Source organism: Adlercreutzia shanghongiae (assembly GCF_035830635.1).
GTDB lineage: Bacteria > Actinomycetota > Coriobacteriia > Coriobacteriales > Eggerthellaceae > Adlercreutzia > Adlercreutzia shanghongiae.
Window position 1 is genome coordinate 147,929 of the sequence record NZ_JAYMFI010000011.1, and the last position, 20,358, is coordinate 168,286.

General features: G+C 65.3%; 17 protein-coding genes. 16 read left to right on the forward strand and 1 reads right to left on the reverse strand.

The genetic code is table 11. The annotated features are described in order from the left end of the window. Positions 1-114: 114 nt before the first annotated feature. From VJ923_RS06895 to VJ923_RS06950, 12 genes are all read left to right on the forward strand, one after another. A complete protein-coding gene (locus tag VJ923_RS06895; RefSeq protein ID WP_326439914.1) occupies positions 115-654 on the forward strand; it encodes a nucleotidyltransferase family protein in 540 nt (179 codons plus the stop codon). Then, positions 635-1,078, forward strand: a complete 444-nt coding sequence (locus VJ923_RS06900; RefSeq protein ID WP_326439916.1) for a HepT-like ribonuclease domain-containing protein — start codon at positions 635-637, stop codon at positions 1,076-1,078. Before VJ923_RS06895 ends, VJ923_RS06900 begins: the two co-directional genes overlap by 20 nt. A 138-nt stretch (positions 1,079-1,216) precedes the next feature. After that, a complete protein-coding gene (locus tag VJ923_RS06905) occupies positions 1,217-1,870 on the forward strand; it encodes a carbonic anhydrase (RefSeq protein ID WP_326439918.1) in 654 nt (217 codons plus the stop codon). A gap of 159 nt (positions 1,871-2,029) precedes the next feature. After that, positions 2,030-3,004: an NrfD/PsrC family molybdoenzyme membrane anchor subunit gene (gene nrfD / locus VJ923_RS06910; protein WP_326439920.1), complete on the forward strand. Its 975-nt coding sequence runs from the start codon at positions 2,030-2,032 to the stop codon at positions 3,002-3,004. A gap of 52 nt (positions 3,005-3,056) precedes the next feature. Then, on the forward strand, positions 3,057-4,037 hold the full coding sequence (locus VJ923_RS06915) for a slipin family protein (RefSeq protein WP_326439922.1): 981 nt from the start codon (positions 3,057-3,059) through the stop codon (positions 4,035-4,037). Positions 4,038-4,072: 35 nt separating this feature from the next. Beyond that, entirely contained in the window at positions 4,073-4,471 is a 399-nt protein-coding gene (locus VJ923_RS06920; RefSeq protein WP_223900384.1) for a GntR family transcriptional regulator, read from the forward strand. Between the two features lie 181 nt (positions 4,472-4,652). Continuing rightward, positions 4,653-6,038, forward strand: a complete 1,386-nt coding sequence (locus VJ923_RS06925; protein ID WP_326439928.1) for a radical SAM protein — start codon at positions 4,653-4,655, stop codon at positions 6,036-6,038. Between the two features lie 183 nt (positions 6,039-6,221). Continuing rightward, a complete protein-coding gene (locus VJ923_RS06930; RefSeq protein ID WP_326439930.1) occupies positions 6,222-8,768 on the forward strand; it encodes a molybdopterin-containing oxidoreductase family protein in 2,547 nt (848 codons plus the stop codon). Continuing rightward, on the forward strand, positions 8,769-9,401 hold the full coding sequence (locus VJ923_RS06935; protein ID WP_326439932.1) for a 4Fe-4S dicluster domain-containing protein: 633 nt from the start codon (positions 8,769-8,771) through the stop codon (positions 9,399-9,401). A 17-nt stretch (positions 9,402-9,418) separates the two neighbouring features. Next, entirely contained in the window at positions 9,419-10,687 is a 1,269-nt protein-coding gene (nrfD, locus tag VJ923_RS06940; protein WP_326439934.1) for an NrfD/PsrC family molybdoenzyme membrane anchor subunit, read from the forward strand. A 109-nt stretch (positions 10,688-10,796) separates the two neighbouring features. Further along, a complete protein-coding gene (locus VJ923_RS06945; protein WP_326439936.1) occupies positions 10,797-11,159 on the forward strand; it encodes a hypothetical protein in 363 nt (120 codons plus the stop codon). Beyond that, positions 11,156-11,587: a DUF4405 domain-containing protein gene (locus VJ923_RS06950; RefSeq protein WP_326439938.1), complete on the forward strand. Its 432-nt coding sequence runs from the start codon at positions 11,156-11,158 to the stop codon at positions 11,585-11,587. The genes VJ923_RS06945 and VJ923_RS06950 overlap by 4 nt, the downstream gene beginning before the upstream one ends. Positions 11,588-11,687: 100 nt before the next feature. Here the strand turns inward: VJ923_RS06950 and VJ923_RS06955 are convergent, their stop codons facing one another. Further along, positions 11,688-12,989 (reverse strand): LCP family protein, encoded by a 1,302-nt coding sequence (locus VJ923_RS06955; RefSeq protein WP_326439940.1) that lies wholly within the window; start codon positions 12,987-12,989, stop codon positions 11,688-11,690. Positions 12,990-13,302: 313 nt separating this feature from the next. Here VJ923_RS06955 and VJ923_RS06960 point away from each other — a divergent pair, with 313 nt between their 5' ends. Genes VJ923_RS06960 through VJ923_RS06975 form a run of 4 tightly spaced genes read left to right on the forward strand, consistent with a single transcriptional unit; the run spans position 13,303 to position 20,209 of the window. After that, positions 13,303-13,938, forward strand: coding sequence for a TetR/AcrR family transcriptional regulator (locus tag VJ923_RS06960; RefSeq protein ID WP_326440055.1), 636 nt, complete (start codon positions 13,303-13,305; stop codon positions 13,936-13,938). A 19-nt stretch (positions 13,939-13,957) separates the two neighbouring features. Then, on the forward strand, positions 13,958-18,733 hold the full coding sequence (locus VJ923_RS06965) for an acyl-CoA dehydratase activase-related protein (protein ID WP_326439942.1): 4,776 nt from the start codon (positions 13,958-13,960) through the stop codon (positions 18,731-18,733). Further along, positions 18,733-19,590, forward strand: a complete 858-nt coding sequence (rsmI, locus tag VJ923_RS06970; RefSeq protein WP_326439944.1) for a 16S rRNA (cytidine(1402)-2'-O)-methyltransferase — start codon at positions 18,733-18,735, stop codon at positions 19,588-19,590. The genes VJ923_RS06965 and rsmI overlap by 1 nt, the downstream gene beginning before the upstream one ends. Before the next feature lie 43 nt (positions 19,591-19,633). Next, positions 19,634-20,209, forward strand: a complete 576-nt coding sequence (locus VJ923_RS06975) for a M48 family metallopeptidase (RefSeq protein ID WP_326439946.1) — start codon at positions 19,634-19,636, stop codon at positions 20,207-20,209. Positions 20,210-20,358: the final 149 nt, after the last annotated feature.

A 20,358-nucleotide genomic window follows, 5' to 3' on the forward strand; every position in this document is an offset into this window, starting at 1 on the left:
CGTCCTCTGCCGCTTCGGCCAGCCGCGTGATGTTCCTCCGCTCGGCACCCTGGCATATTCGCCCAGATCGTGCTAAAGTGTATTTCATTTGCAATACACTACAAAGGGAGTCATATGTCTTCTGCAGCAGATTCCCGCGTGCCGGTTGCTATGCGGCTGCCGCGCCGTGAGGTGGAGATTGTCGATGAGTATGCCCGGGCTCACCGCATCACCAAGACCGAGGCGTTCCTCCACTTTCTTCGTCGGGGTATGGAGGGGGAGGAAGATGCCTTGAACGGAGAACGGCTGAGCGCTATCGAGCGATCGCTCGAAAAGGTGCTCAACTGCCTTACTGGTGGCGATCTTCTTCAAAAAAGCGATGTATTGGAAATAATTAGTAACGAATCTCAAAATTTTTCCGCAATAAAACGTGCTATTCTGTTCGGGTCGTTTGCGAGAGATGCAGCGACTTTGAAGAGCGATATCGACATCCGGCTCGAGCTTGACCGCGACAAACCCTTCAGCCTCTATGATTTGGCGCGCTTCCAGAAAGCGGTAGGCCGTCGCACGGGTCGCGAAGTCGAGGCGCTTACCGCCGACGATATCGGCAATGCCAATCTTGTCGCCGCCATCGAACGGGAGGGAATCGTAGCCTATGAACGCCCGAGAGAATGACCTTCTGCGTATTCAGGAGATCTACGATATCGCAACTCAGACAATTGCCCAGCTCGATGAGCTGCGCATTTGCCGAGAGCAGTTCGTCCGGCCTGCTTCAGCCCAGGAGGCGCTCATCGGGGAAGGGCTTGCGAATCGTGTGTTCCGCGCGGCAGAAGAAGGAGGCCGCCTTTCTCAGGTATTCGTCGAATACGGATTCGAGTTGCGGGAGATGAGCGGCCTGCGCAACCGCCTGGCGCATGCCTACGGAACGGTTGACATGCATGTTGTGTGGGATGTGCTCCAACATGATTTTCCGAAGCTGGTAGCGGCCTGCGAAGCGTATTGCGAGGAACGCGGCATTGCCCTTGCGCGCACATGGGGTGCGCCTCAGGCTGTTTCTGAGACATCTGGACCAGACGAGGGATCTACTCCGCGCCAGTGAAAACTGCGATCGTCGTCGGCAGTCGTTCTAGAGCGCCGTCGGGCTCCTCTTCGGGCCGCTCGGGGAGGAGGCCTTTGCAGCGTAGCTGCTCTACGGCCAATATAGCAAAGCAAGACCGTGTTGCGAGATGGGAGAGCGATGAGCGACGAGAGCGCTGAGGGACTGGCGGCGGAGCGGCTGACGGACATGGCTTACACGGCCGACGATTACGACAGTGACGCCCATGTGGGGGCGCACGAGGCGCTGCGGCGGCTGCGCGACGGCAACCGCATCTATGTGGCGGCGCTCGACCACGAGCGCGACCTGTCGCCCGAGCGCATCCAGGACCTGTTCGAGAACGGCCAGCGTCCCTTCGCCTGCGTCATCACCTGCGCCGACTCGCGCGTGGTGCCCGAGCACATCTTCATGACGGGCCTGGGCGAGCTGTTCGTCATCCGCGTGGCCGGCAACGTGGTGGGGCCGGTGGAGCTGGCCAGCGCCGTGTACGCCTGCGAGCACTTGCACACGCGCCTTCTGCTGGTGCTGGGGCACACCCACTGCGGCGCCATCAAGGCGGCCCTCGACGGCGAGCGCGGGTACGTGGCCGCCATCACCGAGCGCATCTCCGAGGCGCTGGGCGACGTGCGCGACCCCTACGCCGCCAGCGTGGTGAACGCCCGCGCGGCCGTCGCCGAGCTGGAGGCGAGCCCGGAACTTGCGCGCCTGGCCGCCGAAGACGGCCTGGAAATCCGCTGCGCGGTGTATCACACCCATTGCGGCGTGGTGGACTTTCTGGAAGGCGCGGCGGGCTAGGGGCGCGCCGCCTTCCGCTGGCGGCCCATATCGGGTGGCGGCGGGCTCTTGTTCGGAGAGGCGTTATCGTAATGGCTTGCGATAAAGTGATAGAGGGGATACACTGGCGGCAATGACATTCGCGTCCATGCGCAGTGCGCGGGAAGGCGGGGGAGAGGGTTGTTCAGCGAGCTTGCCGTGGCCTACCTGTTCTTCGGCGGGGCGGGCGCGGGCGCGTGCGTGGTCTTGGGCGTTCTGGAGTGCGCCAACATCGGCCGCTACGGCGCGCTGCCGAGCGGGAGCGGTGCGGGGATGATGCGGGCGCGCTCGTCGCGATGGGCGCGGCGCCTGCGGGTTCCCCACGAGCTTCTGGCGCGCGGTTGGGTGCTGTGCCTGCTTTTGCTGGGCACCGGTTCGCTCTGCCTGCTGGCCGATGCGGGGCGCTCCGAGCGCGTGGTGGCCCTGTGGCTCGCGCCGCGCTTCTCGGTGGTCACGGTGGGCGCTTGGGCCCTGCTGGCATCGAGCGTCGTGGCCGCGTTCTTCGCCGTGGCGTCGAACGGGTGGGGTGCGCGCCTGCGCCCGGCCCCGGTGCTGGCGGCCGCGATCGCCGCTATTGCCGCCGGGCTCGTCACGGCGGCGTACACGGGCGTGCTTTTAGGCTCGCTCCCCTCGGTGCTCGCCTATCGCACGGGCGTCTTGCCGGCCCTGTTCCTGCTGTCGTCCCTCTCGTGCGGCGCGGCCGTGGTGTTCGCCGTATCGTCTCTCGTCGACTCGCGCCTGCCCTTCGGCTCGGCGTTGCGCCGGCTCGGGCGCGCCGACCGCGCCATCATCCTTGTGGAGGCGGCGCTGCTGGTGCTGTTCGTCGGGGGCCAGTTGGCCGACGAGGGCACGAAAGCCGGCGCGGCGGCTCTCATCTTTGGCGACGGTGCGGTGCTGTTCTGGGTAGTGCTCGTGCTCGTCGGTCTGGGCGCGCCCTTCGTTTTGGAATGGCGCTACCCGGCGGGTGACCGCCGCGTGAAAGGCCTCTGGATTGCCTTTTGCATCCTGCTGGGCGCTGCCGCGCTGCGCGTGAGCGTGACCGGCCTGGCCGCCTTCGATATCTCCCAGACACCCGAGCTCGCCTTCCAGCTGGCCGCCGCCACGGCGTCGGGCTGAGCCGCGAGGCGAGCACGCTTTTTCAGAACGGAACGAGAGGAAGGGATAGACGATGTTCGGCAGCACGAGAAGCAAGAGAAGCAAGAGGGCCCTCCGTAGCGAGCGCGAGGCCGCTGCCCCCTGGAACGACAACGAGGCCGAGATGCTCGCCGCTACGTCCTATGTGCCGCGCAAGTCCTCCCGCAACGGGGCGCTCGTGTTCAGCGTCGCGGTGTTTCTGGCCGCAGGGGCGGCAGTGCTCGCCTGCGGCATTGCCCTGGAGGGGCGCATCTCCCTCGCGTGCATCTTAGGGGCGCTGGCCGCGGCGCTCGTGGCGGCCTCGTCGCTGCACATTGCGCTCGGCTGGGAGAAGGTGGTGGTGCTGCGCCTGGGCAAGCTGAACCGTGTGGTGGGACCTGGCTTCTACGCCACCATCCCCATTCTGGAATACGGGACCATCCGCGTGGACCAGCGCACCATTGCCACGCCCTTCCGCGCCGAGCGCACGCTGACGGCCGATCTGGTGCCCGTGAACATCGACGCGGTGCTGTTCTGGATGGTGTGGGATGCGGAAAAGGCCTGCGTGGAGGTAGAGGACTACTACGCGGCCATATCGTATCTCGCCCAAACCTCGCTGCGCGAGGCGGTGGGCCGCTCCACGGTGGCCGAGGTGGCCCTGCGGCGCGACCAGCTGGACGAGGAGATAAAGGCCGATATCGAGAAGGAGGCGGCCGGTTGGGGTGTCGATATCATCTCGGTGAAGGTGCGCGATATTGTGATTCCCGCCGACCTGCAGCACGTCATGTCGCTGGAGGCCCAGGCCGACCGCGAGCGCAACGCCCGCATGACCGTGGCCAGCGCCGAGGCCGACCTGGCGGAGATGCTCGCCGAGGCGGCCCAGGTGTACGGCGACGCCGATGCCGCCCTGAAGCTGCGCACCATGCTCATGCAGTACGAGACGGTGAGGGGCTCGGGCAGCGCGGTGGTCACGGTGCCCACGGCCGTGAGCGATGGTTTTGCGGAGGGGGTTCAGAGACAGGGCGGGGGACTCTGATAGGATATGACCGTTAGCGACGAGAGAGATATGCCATGAACGCCCTTGAATCCTTCGCCATCGACCACAACTCCGGCCTGCCGGTATGGATACAGATCAAGAACCGCATCGCCTACCTCATCGGCTCGGGCTCCTATGCGCCGGGCGACCGGCTTCCCACAGTGCGCGCGCTCGCAGTTGATCTGGACATCAGCTACAACACGGTGAACCGCGCCTATATGGACCTGGAGCGCGAGGGCTACATCTCCACCCGGAAGGGGCGGGGCACCTTCGTGGCCGAGCGCCACGATTTGGGCGCCCACACCGCCTCCGACTCTCCCATCGAGCTGGTGATCGACGACATGATTCGCGTATGCTCGAATGCGGGTTTGGCCGACGACGACATCGTGGCCATGGTGGAGGCACGCCTCGCCCACCGGGAGTTCATGCGCTAGGCTCTCGTTTGCGCTCGGATGCGGCGGGAGCCGTACGCGTTGGCCCGGCGGCGTGGTGTCGTCGGGATGCGACGCGATGTCAATTTAAGTCTTTATTGTCGCAAGATATTGTGATAATGTGACACTGTGATGTAGACGTGGTCATATCGGGTTGTCGAGGCGATGCTGTCCAGGGGGAAAGATGGCAGTCGAGAGGGAAACCAAAGGGATTGATGCCGGCGACGGTTTCCGCTCGGCTCTCGCGCTGTACGAGGGCATTGAGGCGGATCATATGGCTGCCCTCAAGGCAACTGGCGTGGCGTTTGCCCCGTACGATGACGAGCGCCGCGAGCGCGAGAGCCTGCTTCGCCAGCTTCGTGAGCGGGGAGCGCGCATCCGCAACGGCGGGGCGAGCGTGGCCCTCGGGCCCATGAGCGTGGCCTGCGAGGCGTGCACTGGCTCCTGCGTGAGCCGTAGTTTCGCCCTGACGAACAACTGCCATCGCGACTGCTTCTTCTGTTTCAATCCCAACCAGGAGGATTTCGCCTACTGGTGCGAGCATCCCTTCCCTTGGCGTCGCCAACTGGACGACTTGGCTGCAGAACCGTGCCCTCCAGCCTGTGTCGCGCTGACCGGCGGGGAGCCGCTTCTGATGGCCGACGAGGCTGTGGCCTTCTTTTCCCGCGCCGCCGAGTTGTTCCCCGATGCGCACCTGCGCCTGTACACGTCGGGCGACTTGCTGACACGCGATTTGATCGACCGTCTGGTGCGGGCGGGACTCCATGAAATTCGATTCTCCGTCAAGCAAGATGACGATCCGGTGCTTTTGGAGAAGGTGCTGGAGCGCATGGCCTGGGCGCGCGAGAGCGTGCCCACGATCATGGTGGAGATGCCCGTCATTCCGGGAACCGAGCCGTTCATGGAGGAGCTTCTGATAAAACTCGATGCCCTGGGCGTCGACGGTATCAACTTGCTAGAGTTCGCCTACTCCATGTGGAATTGGCCCGTGTTCGAGTCCTTGGGCCTTACCCTGCGCAATCCGCCCCAGCGGGTGCTGTTCGACTACACCTATGCAGGCGCTTTGGCGGTGCAGGACAGCGAGGAGGCGTGCTTGCGCCTGATGCTGTGGGCGCGTGAGCAGGGCCTGCGCCTCTCTCTGCACTACTGCTCGTTGGAGAACAAGCACCGTGCCCAGGTGCGCAATACGAACGAGCCCTTTGCCGATATTCATCCCTGCTACGCCTTCGATTACGACGATTTCTTCCTGAAGGCCGTCGTGGCCTTCGACGACGATCGTGCGCCGGTACGTCGAGCACTTGAGCGGAAAGGGTGCACTCATTTTCTCGAGGATGCCGAAGGACGATCGCTGGCATTCCATCCTCGCTGGCTGCCCCTTGCTCGTTGTGCTGCCTCTGAGCCCGATCGGCTGTGCGTGTCCTTCAATATCGTGGCCGACGAGGGACAATCTCTGCGAGAACTGAAGGTAGAGACCGCAAATGAGGCCTCCGTTCAACTTGTTGACGACACCGGTGCAACCGATGCGCGCGAGCGGTGCCTCCAGGGGTTCAAGAAGGATTGGCTCCTCTGACCTCCTCCGCAGGAATAAGCTAAAAATAATTGTCACAATGTATTGCGACAAACAAACAAAGAGACTATACTGCGCAGTGAGAGCGGGGAGGGGCCAACCCCGCGTGAGGGTGGGCGCTCATGCATGGCGCCCGAATGGAGGGCAGAGGACGATCCTCTGCTGCATTTGGAGATAGGAGGAGCAATGTCGGAGCTGAAGACCCCGGTCAAGGGCATTTCCCGCCGGAGCTTTCTCAAGACCACGGCCGCCGCGGCCGGTGCCGCCGCCGTGAGCGGTACCACGATGACGGCTCTTGCCACCACCGGCGAGGAAGCTGCGGGTGCCGACGAGCACGAGGTGGTCTGCGTCTGCGGCTGCAACTGCCAGGGTAACTGCTCGATGGTCGCCACGGTGCGCGAGGGCAAGATGGTCAACATCCGGTCCAACGAGGACCTTCCGTACCCGTCTTACGAGCGCATCTGCATGCGCGGTTTCAGCCATGCGAACCGCATGTACGATTTCAACCGCGTTCTGTACCCTATGAAGCGCAAGACCTGGAGCTTGGAGGAGCCCCATGTCGAGAACCGCGGCAGCGACGAGTGGGAGCGCCTGTCTTGGGACGAGGCCATTGGTCTCGTTGCCGAGGCGCTGACCTACAACACTGAGAACTACGGCGTGCGCTCGAACTGCGTGCTCGTGTCGGCCGGCAACTCCTTTGCCGCCTACGGCGGTCTGATCGCCGGCCTCGGCTTCGCGAACGCCTTCGGGTTCCAGGGGCTGGACGTGTGCCTCGACTACGGTGATTTGGTCGGCATCGGAGAGGTGACCGGCAGCGGCTGGGACTTCAACCAGCGCAACATGGCCGGCGACTACCGGTACGCCAAGACGATTCTGATTTGGGACACGAACCCGCCCAACTCGCAGCCCCATAGCTGGCACTTCTGCATGGAGGCCAAGGACGCCGGCGCCAATCTGGTCGTCGTCGACCCCACCTACACCATCGCGGCTCAGCAGGCCACCAAGTGGGTGCCCATCAAGCCCGGCACCGACCCGGCTCTGGGCATGGCCATGCTCAATGCCATCATCGAGAACGAGTGGTACGACCTGGACTTCATGCGCGATAAGACGTGCGCGCCCCTCCTCGTGCGTGAGGACAACGGCCATTTCCTCCGTGCGACGGACTTCGGCGAGGAAGGTCCGGCGCAGCTGCCCGAGTACCCCTTCTTTGGTACGCTTCTGCTTCAGGGCGTCAAGGCCGGCAAGGTGCCGACGCTGGAGGAGACGGCGCACTATGTGGTGTGGGATGCCGACAAGAACGCCTGGGGCCTTATCAACGAGGTGGCCAACCCCGCCATGGAGGGCAGCTTCGAGGTAAACGGCGTGAAGGTGACCACGGCTTGGTCGCTGTTCAAGGAGCACATGGCCTCCTGCACGCCGGAATGGGCCGAGGGAATCACCGAGGTGCCGGCGGACACCATCGTGGAGCTCGCCCGTATGTACGCCCAGGATGCGCCCTCTACCATCTACGCGGGCTATCACCTGTACGACAACTGCGAGGAGATGGGCATGACCTGGGCCTGCCTTGCCGCCCTCACGGGCAACATCGGCAAGCGTGGCGCGTCCATCGGCCATTTGGGAAAGAGCAAGCCGACGATCAATATGGCCGGCCTCGCCTTCCCGACCGGGCTCAACAGCCTGCATGACGAGCTGCCGTGGCTCCATCTGCCCGAGGTGCTGGAGACGGGCAAGCTGAAAGGCGAGGATTTCCCCGTGCGCCTTCTCTACAACATCGGCGCGAACCCGGTCGGCAGCTATGCGGCCCAGAAGAAGACCATCGAAGAGGTGCTTCCCAAGATTCCCTGCATCGTGACCAACGACATGGAGTTCTCCGAGACCTGCGAGTACAGCGATATCGTGCTGCCCTGCGCCCACTACTTCGAGTACGACTGGATTCAGGCCAGCTCGCACACGCCCTTCCTGTACATGGCGAACAAGGTGGCCGACCCCATCGGCGAGGCGAAGGAAGACGTTGAGATCTTCCGCGCTATCGCCGAGCGCATGGACAACGAGGGGGCCAAGGCTTTCTATGCCAAGTCCAACGAAGAGATGATGCGCATGGTGGTCGATACCGAGAAGGGCGAGCCCTTGGGCATCAACCTCGACAACCTCAAGGAGAAGGGTGTCCTGGCCGATCGCGATGAGAATTGGATTCACTGGGAGGAGCAGCGTTGGCCTACGCTCTCGGGCCGTCTGGAATTCTACGTCGAGAACCCCGGGGCCCGCATCAACATCGGCAAGCCCATCGACAAGGACTTCTACCATATGCCCACCTATCATACGCCTTTCGAGGCCTATGACGAGAGCGAGCAGCACGACAAGTACCCCCTGTACCATTACTGCGAGCGCACAAGGTGGCACCTGCACACTCAGTACAACCACGCTCCCGTGCTGCGCGAGCTTGATCCGGAGCCCTACCTGCGCATGAATCCCGTCGATGCCGAGGCGCGTGGCATCGCCGAGGGCGACTACGTCGAAGCTTACAACGACCGCGGCCACTGCGTGTGCAAGGCGAAATTCGACATGGGCGTGAGGCCGGGCATGGTCTCCTCGCCCAAGGGCTGGCATCGTGGAGCCTATGTGGCGGGCAGCTATCAGGAGCTGACCAACGACCATTTGAATCTGCTCCACATGAACACGTCGTTCGATGACACGCTCGTCGAGGTACGCAAGTACGAGGGAGAGGTGAAGTAAATGACTCGCTATGGAATGGTGATCGACACCAAGAAGTGCATCGGCTGCCACGTGTGCGCCATGGCGTGCAAGACCGAGAACAACTTGCCCAATGATGTGTGGTGGAACCGTATCTTCACCGACAACGGCGGCGAGATGGGATTCGATATGGTCGGCGGGTCGTATCCCGACAACCTGCAGTTCGGCTACATCCCCGTGGCGTGCCAGCACTGCGAGAACCCCGCCTGCGTGAAGGTGTGTCCCGTGGGCGCTACCTACAAGGACCCCGAGACGGGCGTGGTGCGCCAGGACTACGACAAGTGCATCGGTTGCCGTATGTGCATGAGCGCCTGTCCCTACAACGGCGTGCGCTCCTTCAACTGGGAAGAGCCGGCGTTCCATATGGACTACGCCATGGGCAGCAAGGACGCGCCCGAGCATCAGCGCCATGTGGTGGAGAAGTGCACCTTCTGCTACCACCGCACCTCCCAGGGTATTGAGCCGGCGTGCATGCACCTGTGCGTGGGCCGGGCGCGCTTCTGGGGAGACTTGGACGATCCGACGTCCGAGGTGAGCCAGCTTCTTGCAGAGCGGTCCCATAAGCGCCTGCTGGAAGAGCGCGGCACCGAGCCTTCGACCTACTATCTCGTTTAGCAGAGGGGAGTGACATTATGTCTGAGTATATGCAGGGCGGCGCCCTTGCCAACGACGACCTCGATTTCTCGGCGCCCCGCGGGCGGGATCGCGCCGGCGAGCGCTCGTCGGCCGCGGTGAAGAGCCCGGCGCTGAACGTGGCCATCGGCGTGAGCGCCGTGGCGGTGCTGGCTGGTCTGGCGCTGTGGTTCATGCAGCTGTCGGGCGGCATGGTGCAGACCGCCATGCGCAACCTCGACAGCTGGGGCCTCTACATCACGGGCTTCATGTTCTTCGTGGGCCTGTCGGCCGGCGGCCTCATCATCTCGTCGGTGCCCAAGGCCCTCGGCATCCGCGGCTTCGGCGGCATCTCGAAGGTCGCCGTGTTCTCCTCCATCGCCTGCACGGTGGTCGCCATCGGCCTTGTGGTGGTGGATATGGGCCAGCCCTTCCGCGTGTGGGAGCTGTTCGTGTACTCCAACCTGGGCAGCCCCCTTATGTGGGACATCATCGTCTTGGCCACCTACCTCATCCTGTCGTGCGTGTACCTGTGGGCGCAGATTCAGGCCGAGCGCGGCAAGGTCAGCGCCGTGGCGCTGCGCATCGTCTCGGTGATCGCGCTCGTCACTGCCGTGCTCGTGCACTCAGTGACCGCCTGGATTTTCGGCCTGCAGCAGGGGCACGAGATGTGGCACACCGCCCTTCTGGCCCCCTGGTTCGTTTCCTCCGCCCTGGTGTGCGGCACGGCGCTCGTGATGACCATCGTCATCGGGCTGCGCCGCGCGGGCTACCTCGAGCTTGAGCAGGACAACGTGGTGCGCCTCGCCAAGCTCCTCGGCGCCTTCGTGCTGGTGGATCTGTACTTCTTCGGCTGCGACCTGCTCACCGAGGGCTTCCCGGGCGGGGCCGGAGCGGAAGTGGTGGCCCTGCTGACCCAAGGTCCCCTGGCGCCCTACTTCTGGTTCGAGATCATCGGCTGCGCCGTGTGCGCCGTCATCTGCCTGACCCCGGCCCTGCGTCGCAACGGCCTTCTGGTGGCGGCATCGCTGCTGGCCATCGCGGGCATCTTCTGCAAGCGCGTGCAGCTGCTGGTGGGCGGCTTCCAGATCACCAACCTCGATCTGCCCTTCGCGATGAACTCCATGAGCATCACCCACGCCGACAGCACGCTTGCCGACGCCTACGCGAACCTCGTCTACTGGCCCACGCCGCTGGAGTTCGGAGTGACGCTGGGTGTGGTGGCCCTCGGGTTCCTCATCTTCTTCCTGGGTCTGAAGCTCCTTCCCCTGCGACCCTCCGAGAAGTAGTTTTCCGCAGATGCGGGCCGAACCCTCCAATCGGTTGCGCGTCTCTCTAACATGCGGGCCGTCTGCCGTGGGGCGGGCGGCCTTTTCTTTCAAGGGAGGAAGGAGCCCTATGAGGAAGATCATTGCGACGGTGGCGGTGTTCCTGCTGGCCGGCGCGTGCGTTGTGGGCGCGGTGGCCCTCGTGCAGCCCAACGCGCTGAGCGTGCGGCCCGTCACGGCTGAGTCGCCCTGCCCGGTGGTGGGGTGCGCGTCGGGCGAGTGCCACGGCTTCGACGATGTGCCCGAGCCCGACGGCGTGCACGAGATGACCTGCCCGGAGGCCTCGTGCGCATCGGTGGAATGCCATGGCTGGGAGACGCTCTCGTCGCGCTACCACCAGGCGTCGGATGCCAGCCTAAACCTGTGGATTCTCATGCCGGTGGCCCTCGTGGTGGCGCTCGTCGGCATTATGCGGAAGGTGGGACGGTCATGAGGATGCTCGCTGTAGATGCCCTGGCACTGACCCTTTATATCGTGGTGTCGCTGCCCGTGCTGACGGGTGTCGGGCCGCACGAGTGGCTCGGGCTCGGCGTGGGGCTCGTCCTGCTCGTTCACGGCGCCCAGCACGCTGATTTCGTCGCGCGCCTTCTGTCCGGCCGCCGCTCCCTGCGGGCAGCAGGCCGCGTTCTGCTGGATGCGGCGCTCGTGATCGCGGTTGCGGTCGTGATGCTCTCGGGCCTCATGGAGTCGGGCGCCGTGCTGCTGTCATTCGGCCTGTATGCCGAGGGGTATTACTTCTGGGGGCCTTTGCACGCCGCGTCCGCCAAGGTGCTTCTCGCGCTTCTGGTGGTGCACGGCGCACTCAACATCGGCGCGCTGCGCCGCCTCATCCAGCGCTCCCGCGCCGGCGAGGCCGAGTAGGGAGGCGCCCTTTTCAGACAACTATGCGCACAAGGAAACGGCCCGGGCGGCTCGCGATGAGCTGCCGGGGCCGCCTCAGCGTTTTCGGTGGTGCGGTGCGCTAGTCCACGGCGATGACGTCGTCGGTGGTCATGGCGTCGGCCATGAGGCCCTCGTAGTCCTGCGGGCTCATGGCGTTGGTGGCCGCGCCCAGCTCGGTGTCGCTCGCCTGGGGCTCGGGGATCTCCGTCTCGGTGTCGTTGGGATCGAGTCCCGCGTCCACGCGGCGCATCATGTCCTGCCACTCCTTGTACTGGGTGCCCACGTAGCTGACGCCGTCCTGGTTGAGCGTGTAGCTGGGGCAGGCCGCCGAGTACATGGTAAGGCCGTTGTCCTTGAAGGTGAGCGCCAGCGACACCAAATCGCTCACCGAGTAGTCGGTGGTCACGCAGCGCGCGAGCGACTCCACGATGCCAGGGATCTCGGTGGGGGAGGCGTCCAGCACCTTCTCCACGATGGCCTCGATGATCATGCGCTGGGCCTGGGCGCGCGAGAAGTCGCCGGCGCGGGTGGCGTGGCGCTCGCGGGCGAAGGCCAGGGCCTGGGCGCCGTCGAGCGTCTGCTCGCCGGCCTCGATGGTCAGGCCGCTCGTGTCGGAGTAGAAGCCCTCGGGCACGTTCACCTGGATGCCGCCCAGCTCGTTCACCACGTCCTGCAGCTCCTCGAAGTGCACCTCCACGTAGTGGGTGATGGGCACGCCGGCGAAGGTGGACAGCGTTTTCACGGCCTCCGAGGGGCCGCCGAAGGCGTAGGCGGCGTTGATCTTCTGGGTGCCGTGGCCCTCGATGTCGATCATGGTGTCGCGGGGCACCGAGACGAGGTCGACCACGCCCTTGTCGGGGTCGATGCGGGCGAGCATGGTCACATCCGAGCGGCTGGCCGTCTCGCCCTTGCGGGCATCGCTGCCGAAGATGCCCACGTAGTAGGAGCCGTCGGTAGCCTTCGGGGGCGCCAGCTGCTCGGTGAGCTCCATCTTCTCGGTCTCGTCCATGGACTGGATAGTGCTGTTGATGTTGTTGAGGTAGAGCGCCGCCGCCGTGCCGGCGCCGATGACCACCACGGCGAGCGCCGCCGCGATGCCGAGAGCGATCTTCTTGCCGCGGCTCTTCTTGCGGGCCGCCTTGGCCCGCGCCAGGCTATCGGTGGCCGCGAAGCTGCGCGAGGCAGCCGCGCCCGGCGATACCGGGCTCTGGCTGGGGGAGAAGCCCGTGCCATCGAAGGATGAGTGCGCGTGCCCGCGGCCGGTCCCCGCGGCGTTGTAGCCGCCCGGCTGGCCGGAAGAGGAGAAGTCGGCGGAGTGGGCTCCGCGGCGGCCGCCGCGGGAGGGCAGCGGTGCGGAGTGCTTTCCAGGTCTGTTTGCCATAAGGTTTCGGCGCCGGGGCGCCCGCCTCCTTACTGTGTGCGTTTCTCGGGGTGTTTCCTCAATATAAGGTTAAAAGATACCAGGAAAAGGGCCGCGGAAGTTCTTTTTTACGGAATCCCTACGTTGCTGAACGAAACGACAGGGCGACTGGATCCGGCCGGGGGCGGGGCGCATGCCGTCTCCTTCCCGTCGTCCTCGTGGAAATATCTCGCAGGAGCGTTGCGCTTGCCCGCTTCACTCGTTAAAATGCACGTTATTGAACAGAGTGTCCATTTTTGGCCGTTCTGTTGAAAACGAGCGAAAGGACGAGACCATCGCCACTGCAACCTGCGCGCCGTCCGTTGCAGCCCCCTGCGAGGACCGGCGCATCTCGAAATCGAAGCGGGCTCTGCGCGGGGCGCTCATCGCGCTTTTGGAGGAGCGCGGCTTCGATGCCGTCACGGTGAACGACCTGTGCGAGCGGGCCGATCTGAACCGCGGCACCTTCTACAACCACTTCCGCGACAAGGAGCATCTGCTGGCCGATCTGGAAGACGAGGTCATGGCCGACGTCGATGCTCTCCAGGGACGCATGCACGATGTCAGCTTGGCCGACATGCTGGCCTACCGTGTGGCCGGACGGCCCCTGCCGCTTCTGGTGGAGCTGTTCGACTACCTGCGGGCCCAGAGCGATTTCCTGCACGCGGTGCTGGGGCCCGGGGGCGACGCGAGCTTCGGGCCGCGCCTGCGCGAGGCGGTGTGCGAGAACTTGGTGCAGAACATCCTCCACGAGAAGTACCGCCAAAACCCCACGCCCTTTGTGGAGTACTACGTGGCCTTCTACGCCGCCGCCTACCTGGGCATTATCGCCCGGTGGATCGAGCGCGGATGCCCTGAGACCTCCGAGGACATGGCCCGCATCGCCATGCGCCTCTTCTTCATCAAACCCGGCGAATCTATCGAGCTGTAACGGGGAAGCGAGATAACCTATGAAAAAGAAGAACAGCAAGTACACCGAGATCATCACCGAGGCCTCCACCTCTGCGGCCGAGGCCGCTCCGGCTGCCTGCGCCTCCTGCGCGCCGCGCATCACCCAGGTGGACCAGGCCCGCGCCGGCGCTGCCGAGGATGCCGCCGCCGCTCGCGCGGCCGCCGAGGCGTGTCCCTTCCATATCGGCATCGACGTGGGTTCCACCACGGTGAAGCTCGCGGTGCTGAACAACGACGACGAAATCCTGTGGGCGGTGTACCGCCGCCACCATGCTGACGTGCGCGCCACCATCGTGGAGGTGCTGCGCGAGGCCGCCGAGGTGTACCCGACCGAGGAAATGACCATCGCCATCACCGGTTCGGGCGGCCTGCTTCTGTCCCAGTGGCTGTCCGTGGCCTTCGTGCAGGAGGTCATCGCGAGCAAGACCGCCGTTGAGACCTTCATCCCCAAAACCGACGTGGCCATCGAGCTGGGCGGCGAGGACGCGAAGATCATCTACTTCGACAACGGCATCGAGCAGCGCATGAACGGCACCTGCGCCGGCGGCACGGGCGCCTTCATCGACCAGATGGCCGCGCTTCTGAACACCGATGCGGGCGGCCTGAACGAGCTGGCGGCCGATCACACGACCATCTATCCCATAGCGAGCCGCTGCGGCGTGTTCGCGAAAACCGACGTGCAGCCGCTGCTGAACGAGGGGGCCCGGCGCGAGGACATCGCCGCCTCCATCTTCCAGTCGGTGGTCACCCAGACCATTTCCGGCCTCGCCTGCGGGCGTCCCATCCGCGGGCATGTGGCCTTCCTCGGCGGCCCCCTGCAGTACCTGCCCGAGCTGAGGAAGCGCTTCTACGAGACGCTGGAGCTGACCGACGAGGCCATCATCGTGCCCGAGAACGCCCACCTGTTCGTAGCCGCCGGCTGCGCCATCGCCGGCGTGGCCGAGGGGGCCGCGCCCGAGAAGCTTTCCGACGTGCTCGCGCGCCTGGAGAACTTGGGCGATATGCAGGGCTCGGAGGTGGTGCGCCTGGCCCCGCTGTTCGCCAACGAAGCCGAGCTTGCCGAGTTCCGCGCACGCCACGACGCCGAGCGCGTGCGCCGCGCCTCGCTTGCGGACTACCGCGGCGTGGCCTTCCTCGGCATCGACGCCGGCTCCACTACTTTCAAGGCGGCGCTCATCGGCGAGGACGGCGCGCTTCTGTGGTCAACCTACGCCTCCAACAAGGGCGACGTGCTGGGCTGCGCCAAGGCGGCCGTGGCCGAGCTCTACCGCGCGCTGCCCCGCGACCCCAAGACCGGTGAGCCGCTCGTGACCATCGGGCACGCCACGGTGACCGGCTACGGCGAGGGCCTGCTGCTTGAGGCTTTGCGGGTGGATTCCGGCGAGATCGAGACCGTGGCGCACTTGCGCGGCGCCCAGGAGATGCTGCCCGGCGTGGAGTTCATCTTGGACATCGGCGGCCAGGACATGAAGTGCCTGCGCGTGAAGGACGGCGTCATCGACCACATCATGCTGAACGAGGCCTGCTCGTCGGGCTGCGGCAGTTTCATCGAGTCCTTCGCGAGCGGCCTGAACTTGGACGTGGCCGAGTTCGCGAGCACCGCCATCTCCGCCGAGAACCCGGTGGATCTGGGCAGCCGCTGCACCGTGTTCATGAACTCGCGCGTGAAGCAGGCCCAGAAGGAGGGCGCCACCGTGGGCGACATCGCCGCGGGCCTGGCCATCTCCGTCATCAAGAACGCGCTGTTCAAGGTCATCAAGATCCGCGACCCGCATGATGTGGGCACCCAGGTCATCGTCCAGGGAGGCACCTTCTTGAACGACGCGGTGCTGCGCGCCTTCGAGCAGCTGTCCGAGGTGAACGCCGTGCGTCCGGACATCGCCGGCAATATGGGCGCCTTCGGTGCCGCATTGCTGGCCCGCGACCGTTACGAGGATGCGTGTCGCCGCTGCGAGAGCGAGGCGCTCTCGCCGGACGTGGGGCCGAAGGTGCCCTCAAGCGGGCTTCTGTCGCTTGAGGCCATCGAGGCGCTCGCTCCCAGCCACCGCACCGTGCGCTGCAAGGGCTGCTCGAACGCCTGCCTGCTCACGGTGAACGACTTTGGCGTGGATGCGGCCACGGGCAAGCACCGCCGCTTCATCACCGGCAACCGCTGCGAGAAGGGCGAGAGCCTGGGCACCGGCACCGAGAAGTCGGCCGTGCCGAACCTGTTCGAGTACAAGGCCGAGCGCACCTTCGGCTACGAGCCCTTGGACCCCGAGGACGCCCCGCGCGGCACCGTGGGCATCCCGCGCGCGCTGAACATGTACGAGAACTACCCGTTCTGGTTCACCTTCTTCACGAAGCTGGGCTACCGGGTCATCCTGAGCGATCCCTCCACGAAGAAGACCTACGAGGCGGGCATCGAGAGTATGCCGTCGGAGAGCGTGTGCTACCCGGCGAAGCTGTCCCACGGCCACATCATGAACCTTCTGGCCAAGCACCCCGACTTCATCTGGATGCCCTGCTCCAAGTGGGAGCGCCAGGAAGACGAGACCGCCGGCAACCACTTCAACTGCCCCATCGTGGCCAGCTATCCCGAGGCGCTGCGCCTGAACATCGACGAGCTGCGCGAGAGCGACGTGGCCTTCGTGAGCCCCTGGGTGCCCTACCACGACAAGGAGAAGCTGGCCGAGCGCCTGTTCGTGGAGCTGACCGAGAACTTCGCGGCCGAGGCGAACGGGAAGGGCGCGCCCTTCACCCGCGCTGAGATCGACACGGCGGTGGAGGCCGGCTGGGCCGAGGACGAGGCCTTCAAGCGCGATATCCGCACCAAGGGCGTGGAAACCCTCGCCTGGATGGAGGAGACCGGCACCCGGGGCATCGTGCTGGCGGGCCGCCCCTACCACCAGGACCCCGAGATCAACCACGCCATCCCCGAGCTGCTCACGAGCTTCGGGCTGGCGGTGCTCACCGAGGACTCGGTGGCGCACCTGGGCCAGCTGGAGCGCCCCATCCGCGTGGTGGACCAATGGATGTACCACACCCGCCTGTACGCGGCGGCCAAGGTGGTCACCCAGCGCCGCGACCTCGACCTTATCCAGCTGAACTCCTTCGGCTGCGGCCTGGACGCGCTCACCACCGACCAGGTGCAGGAGGTGCTGGAGGCGGCCGGCAAGGTGTACACCGTGCTGAAGATCGACGAGGTGTCGAACCTGGGCGCCGCCCGCATCCGCGTGCGCAGCCTGCTGGCGGCCCTGAAGGACCAGGCCGACCGCGAGGCCGAGGCCGTTTCCGATGCCGCCGCCGAGAAGCGCGGCTGCCCCGCGGCCTGCATCGATTTGGGCAACCTGGATGCGCTCGTGCCCGCCAGCTTCACCGAGAAGGCCGACGGCGTGGTGGCCGCCGCCGAGGTGGAGCAGCGCGAGGGCGCCTCCACCGAGTTTGAGCGCGTGCAGTTCACCGAGCAGATGCGCGACGAGGGCTGGACCATCCTCGCGCCCCAGATGGCGCCCTACCACTTCGAGCTTCTGGTGCCCATCTTCCATCGGGCCGGCTACAACGCGGTGCTGTTGCCCTCCGTGGACCACGGCGCGGTGGACGCGGGCCTCAAATACGTGAACAACGACATCTGCTACCCGTCCATCCTGGTCACGGGCCAGATCATGGAGGCGGTGCTGTCGGGCAAGTACGACACCGACAAGCTGGCCGTGCTCATCACCCAGACCGGCGGCGGCTGCCGCGCCACCAACTACATCTCGCTCATCCGCAAGGCGCTCAAATCGGTGGGGCTCGGGCACATTCCGGTCATCGCCATCTCGTTCAAGGACCTGGGCGAGGAGAATCCCGGCTTCAAGATCACGCCGAAGATGCTCTACCAGGCCATCTACGCGCTGCAGTACGGTGACCTGCTCATGATGTGCCTGTACCGCACGCGCCCCTACGAGGTGGAGCCGGGCAGCGCGAATCGCCTGTTCGACTACTGGATGGACGCCTGCAAGCACCAGCTTCAGCGTGGCGTGCGCCAATCGGAGTTCCGCCGCACGGTGCGCCGTATCGTGGAGGACTTCGACACGCTGCCGCTTACCGGCGAGGGCACCAAGCCGCGCGTGGGCGTGGTGGGCGAGATCCTCGTGAAGTTCCACCCCACGGCCAACAACCAGATCGTCGATGTCATCGAGCGCGAGGGCTGCGAGGCCGTGGTGCCCGGGCTCATCGAGTTCTTCCTGTTCGGCATCGCCGGCGGCATCTTCCAGCAGCCCATCGGCAAGTCGAAGAAGAGCGCGCTTGGTAGCCGCATCGGCCTGGCCGCGGTGAAGAAGCTGCGCAAGCCGGTGACCGACGCCCTGGAGAAGTCGGCGCGCTTCCACCCGCCGGCGGACATCTACGAGCTGGCCGACTACGCGAGTGAGATTCTGTCGCTGTGCAACTCCATGGGCGAGGGGTGGCTGCTCACCGCCGAGATGGTGGAGCTCATCCGAAGCGGCTGCCCGAACGTGGTGTGCACCCAGCCCTTCGCCTGCCTGCCGAACCACGTGGTGGGCAAGGCCACCATCAAGGAGCTGCGCCGCCGCTACCCCGAGAGCAACATCGTGGCTGTGGACTACGATCCCGGCGCCTCTGAGGTGAACCAGCTCAACCGCATCAAGCTCATGATCGCGGTGGCCAAGGCGAATTTGGCCGAGAAGGAGGCCGAGGCCCGCGCCGTGCGCGACGCCGCCCGCGACGGGGCCCCGGAAGAGCCCGAGGCCGTGGCTGAGTCTGTGGAAGTGGAAACCACCGAGGTCGCGGAGTAATGGGCGGAAAACTCGTCATTGTGCCGACCCCTATTGGGAACTTGGGGGATATGACGCTGCGCTCGCTCGAGGCGCTGCGCGGGGCCGATGTGGTGTGCGCGGAGGACACGCGGGTGACGGGCAAGCTGCTCGCGCATTTCGGCATCGAAAAGCGACTGGAGCGGCTGGATGAGGCGATGATCGGGGCGAAGGCAGCGTCCGTGGTAGAGCGGGCCGCCACCGGCGAGGTGGTGGCCTACTGCTCGGATGCCGGCATGCCCGGCGTGTCCGACCCGGGGCTGCGGCTGGTGGCTGCAGCGCGGGAGGCTGGCGTGACCGTGGAGGTGCTGCCCGGGGCCTCGGCCGCCGCGTGCGCCTACGTGGCATCCGGCACGGTGTGCCCGCGTTTCTATTTCGGCGGTTTCTTCCCGCGCAAAGCGGGGGAGCAGCGTTCGGTTTTGGAAGAGCTGCGCAGCTTGGATGCGGCGCTGGTGTTCTACGAGAGCCCCAATCGCTTGGTAGCGGCCTTGGCTGCCATCGTCGAAGTGCTGCCCTTGCGAAGCGTGGCTGTGTGTCGCGAGTTGACGAAGCTCCACGAGGAGGTGGCGCGCGGAACGGCCGCCGAGCTGGTCGAGCGCTTCAGTGCGCGAGCCGGCGAGCCTGGTGGGATTCGCGGCGAGATTGCCCTGGTAATTGATGCGCCGAACGAGGCCGAGGCGGCTGCCGGCGCCGATGCGGCTGTCGCCTCGGCCGAGGTGCGCACTGCCGAGCTGGTTGCGGAGGGCCTGCGCACCAAGGAGGTCGCCAAACAGATTGCCGCCGAGTTCGGCATTCCCCGCAACGACGCCTACGAGCTTGCTATGCGAGCCGCTCGATGAGCCCCGTGTCGTTCTGAGCGAGCGAAGCGAGTCGATAAATCCCATGGCAGCAACGAGAAAGCACAAGAACCAGCCTCCTGAGCTCGTCTTCATCGATGGGCTGGAAGTCTGGCTCACGCGCAAGGCTATCAAGAACATGCACCTGCGTGTGAAGCCTCCCGATGGCCGTATCGAGGTGTCGGCACCGTTGCGCTTGCCGCTCGCCACCGTCAGGAAATTCGTGGGGGAAAAGCGTGATTGGATCGAGCGCCAGCAGCAGGCTATCGCCGCCTCGCCCCGTGGGGAGGCGGCCGCCGCAACGCCCGAAGAGGTGGCCCAGTGGCGCGCCGTGGTGCAGGCCTGCGTGCCGCCGCTCATCGCCGCGTGGGAGCCCATTATGGGCGTGAAGGCCGGCAAGATCGCCTATCGCAACATGACGAGCCGCTGGGGCAGCTGCCAGCCGGCCACGGGCCGCATTTGCATCAACGTGCGCCTGGCGCTCTATCCGCCGGAGTGCCTGGAATACGTGGTCGTCCACGAACTGTGCCACCTGCTGGAACGCGGCCACGGCCCACGCTTTCACGCCCTCATGGACGCCTTCATGCCCGATTGGAAAGCCCGCCGCGCCAAGCTTCGGTAAACGAGCGAAGCCAGATGGGCAAAAGGCGCGACAAGCGCCAGGGTCGATGGCGAACGGAATGCCTCTGCAATTAATCGAACTATTGTGCTAAAAATGCTTTTCATTGGGGCTGTATTACACTACAATGCGAACAAATATTCGATAGTGCG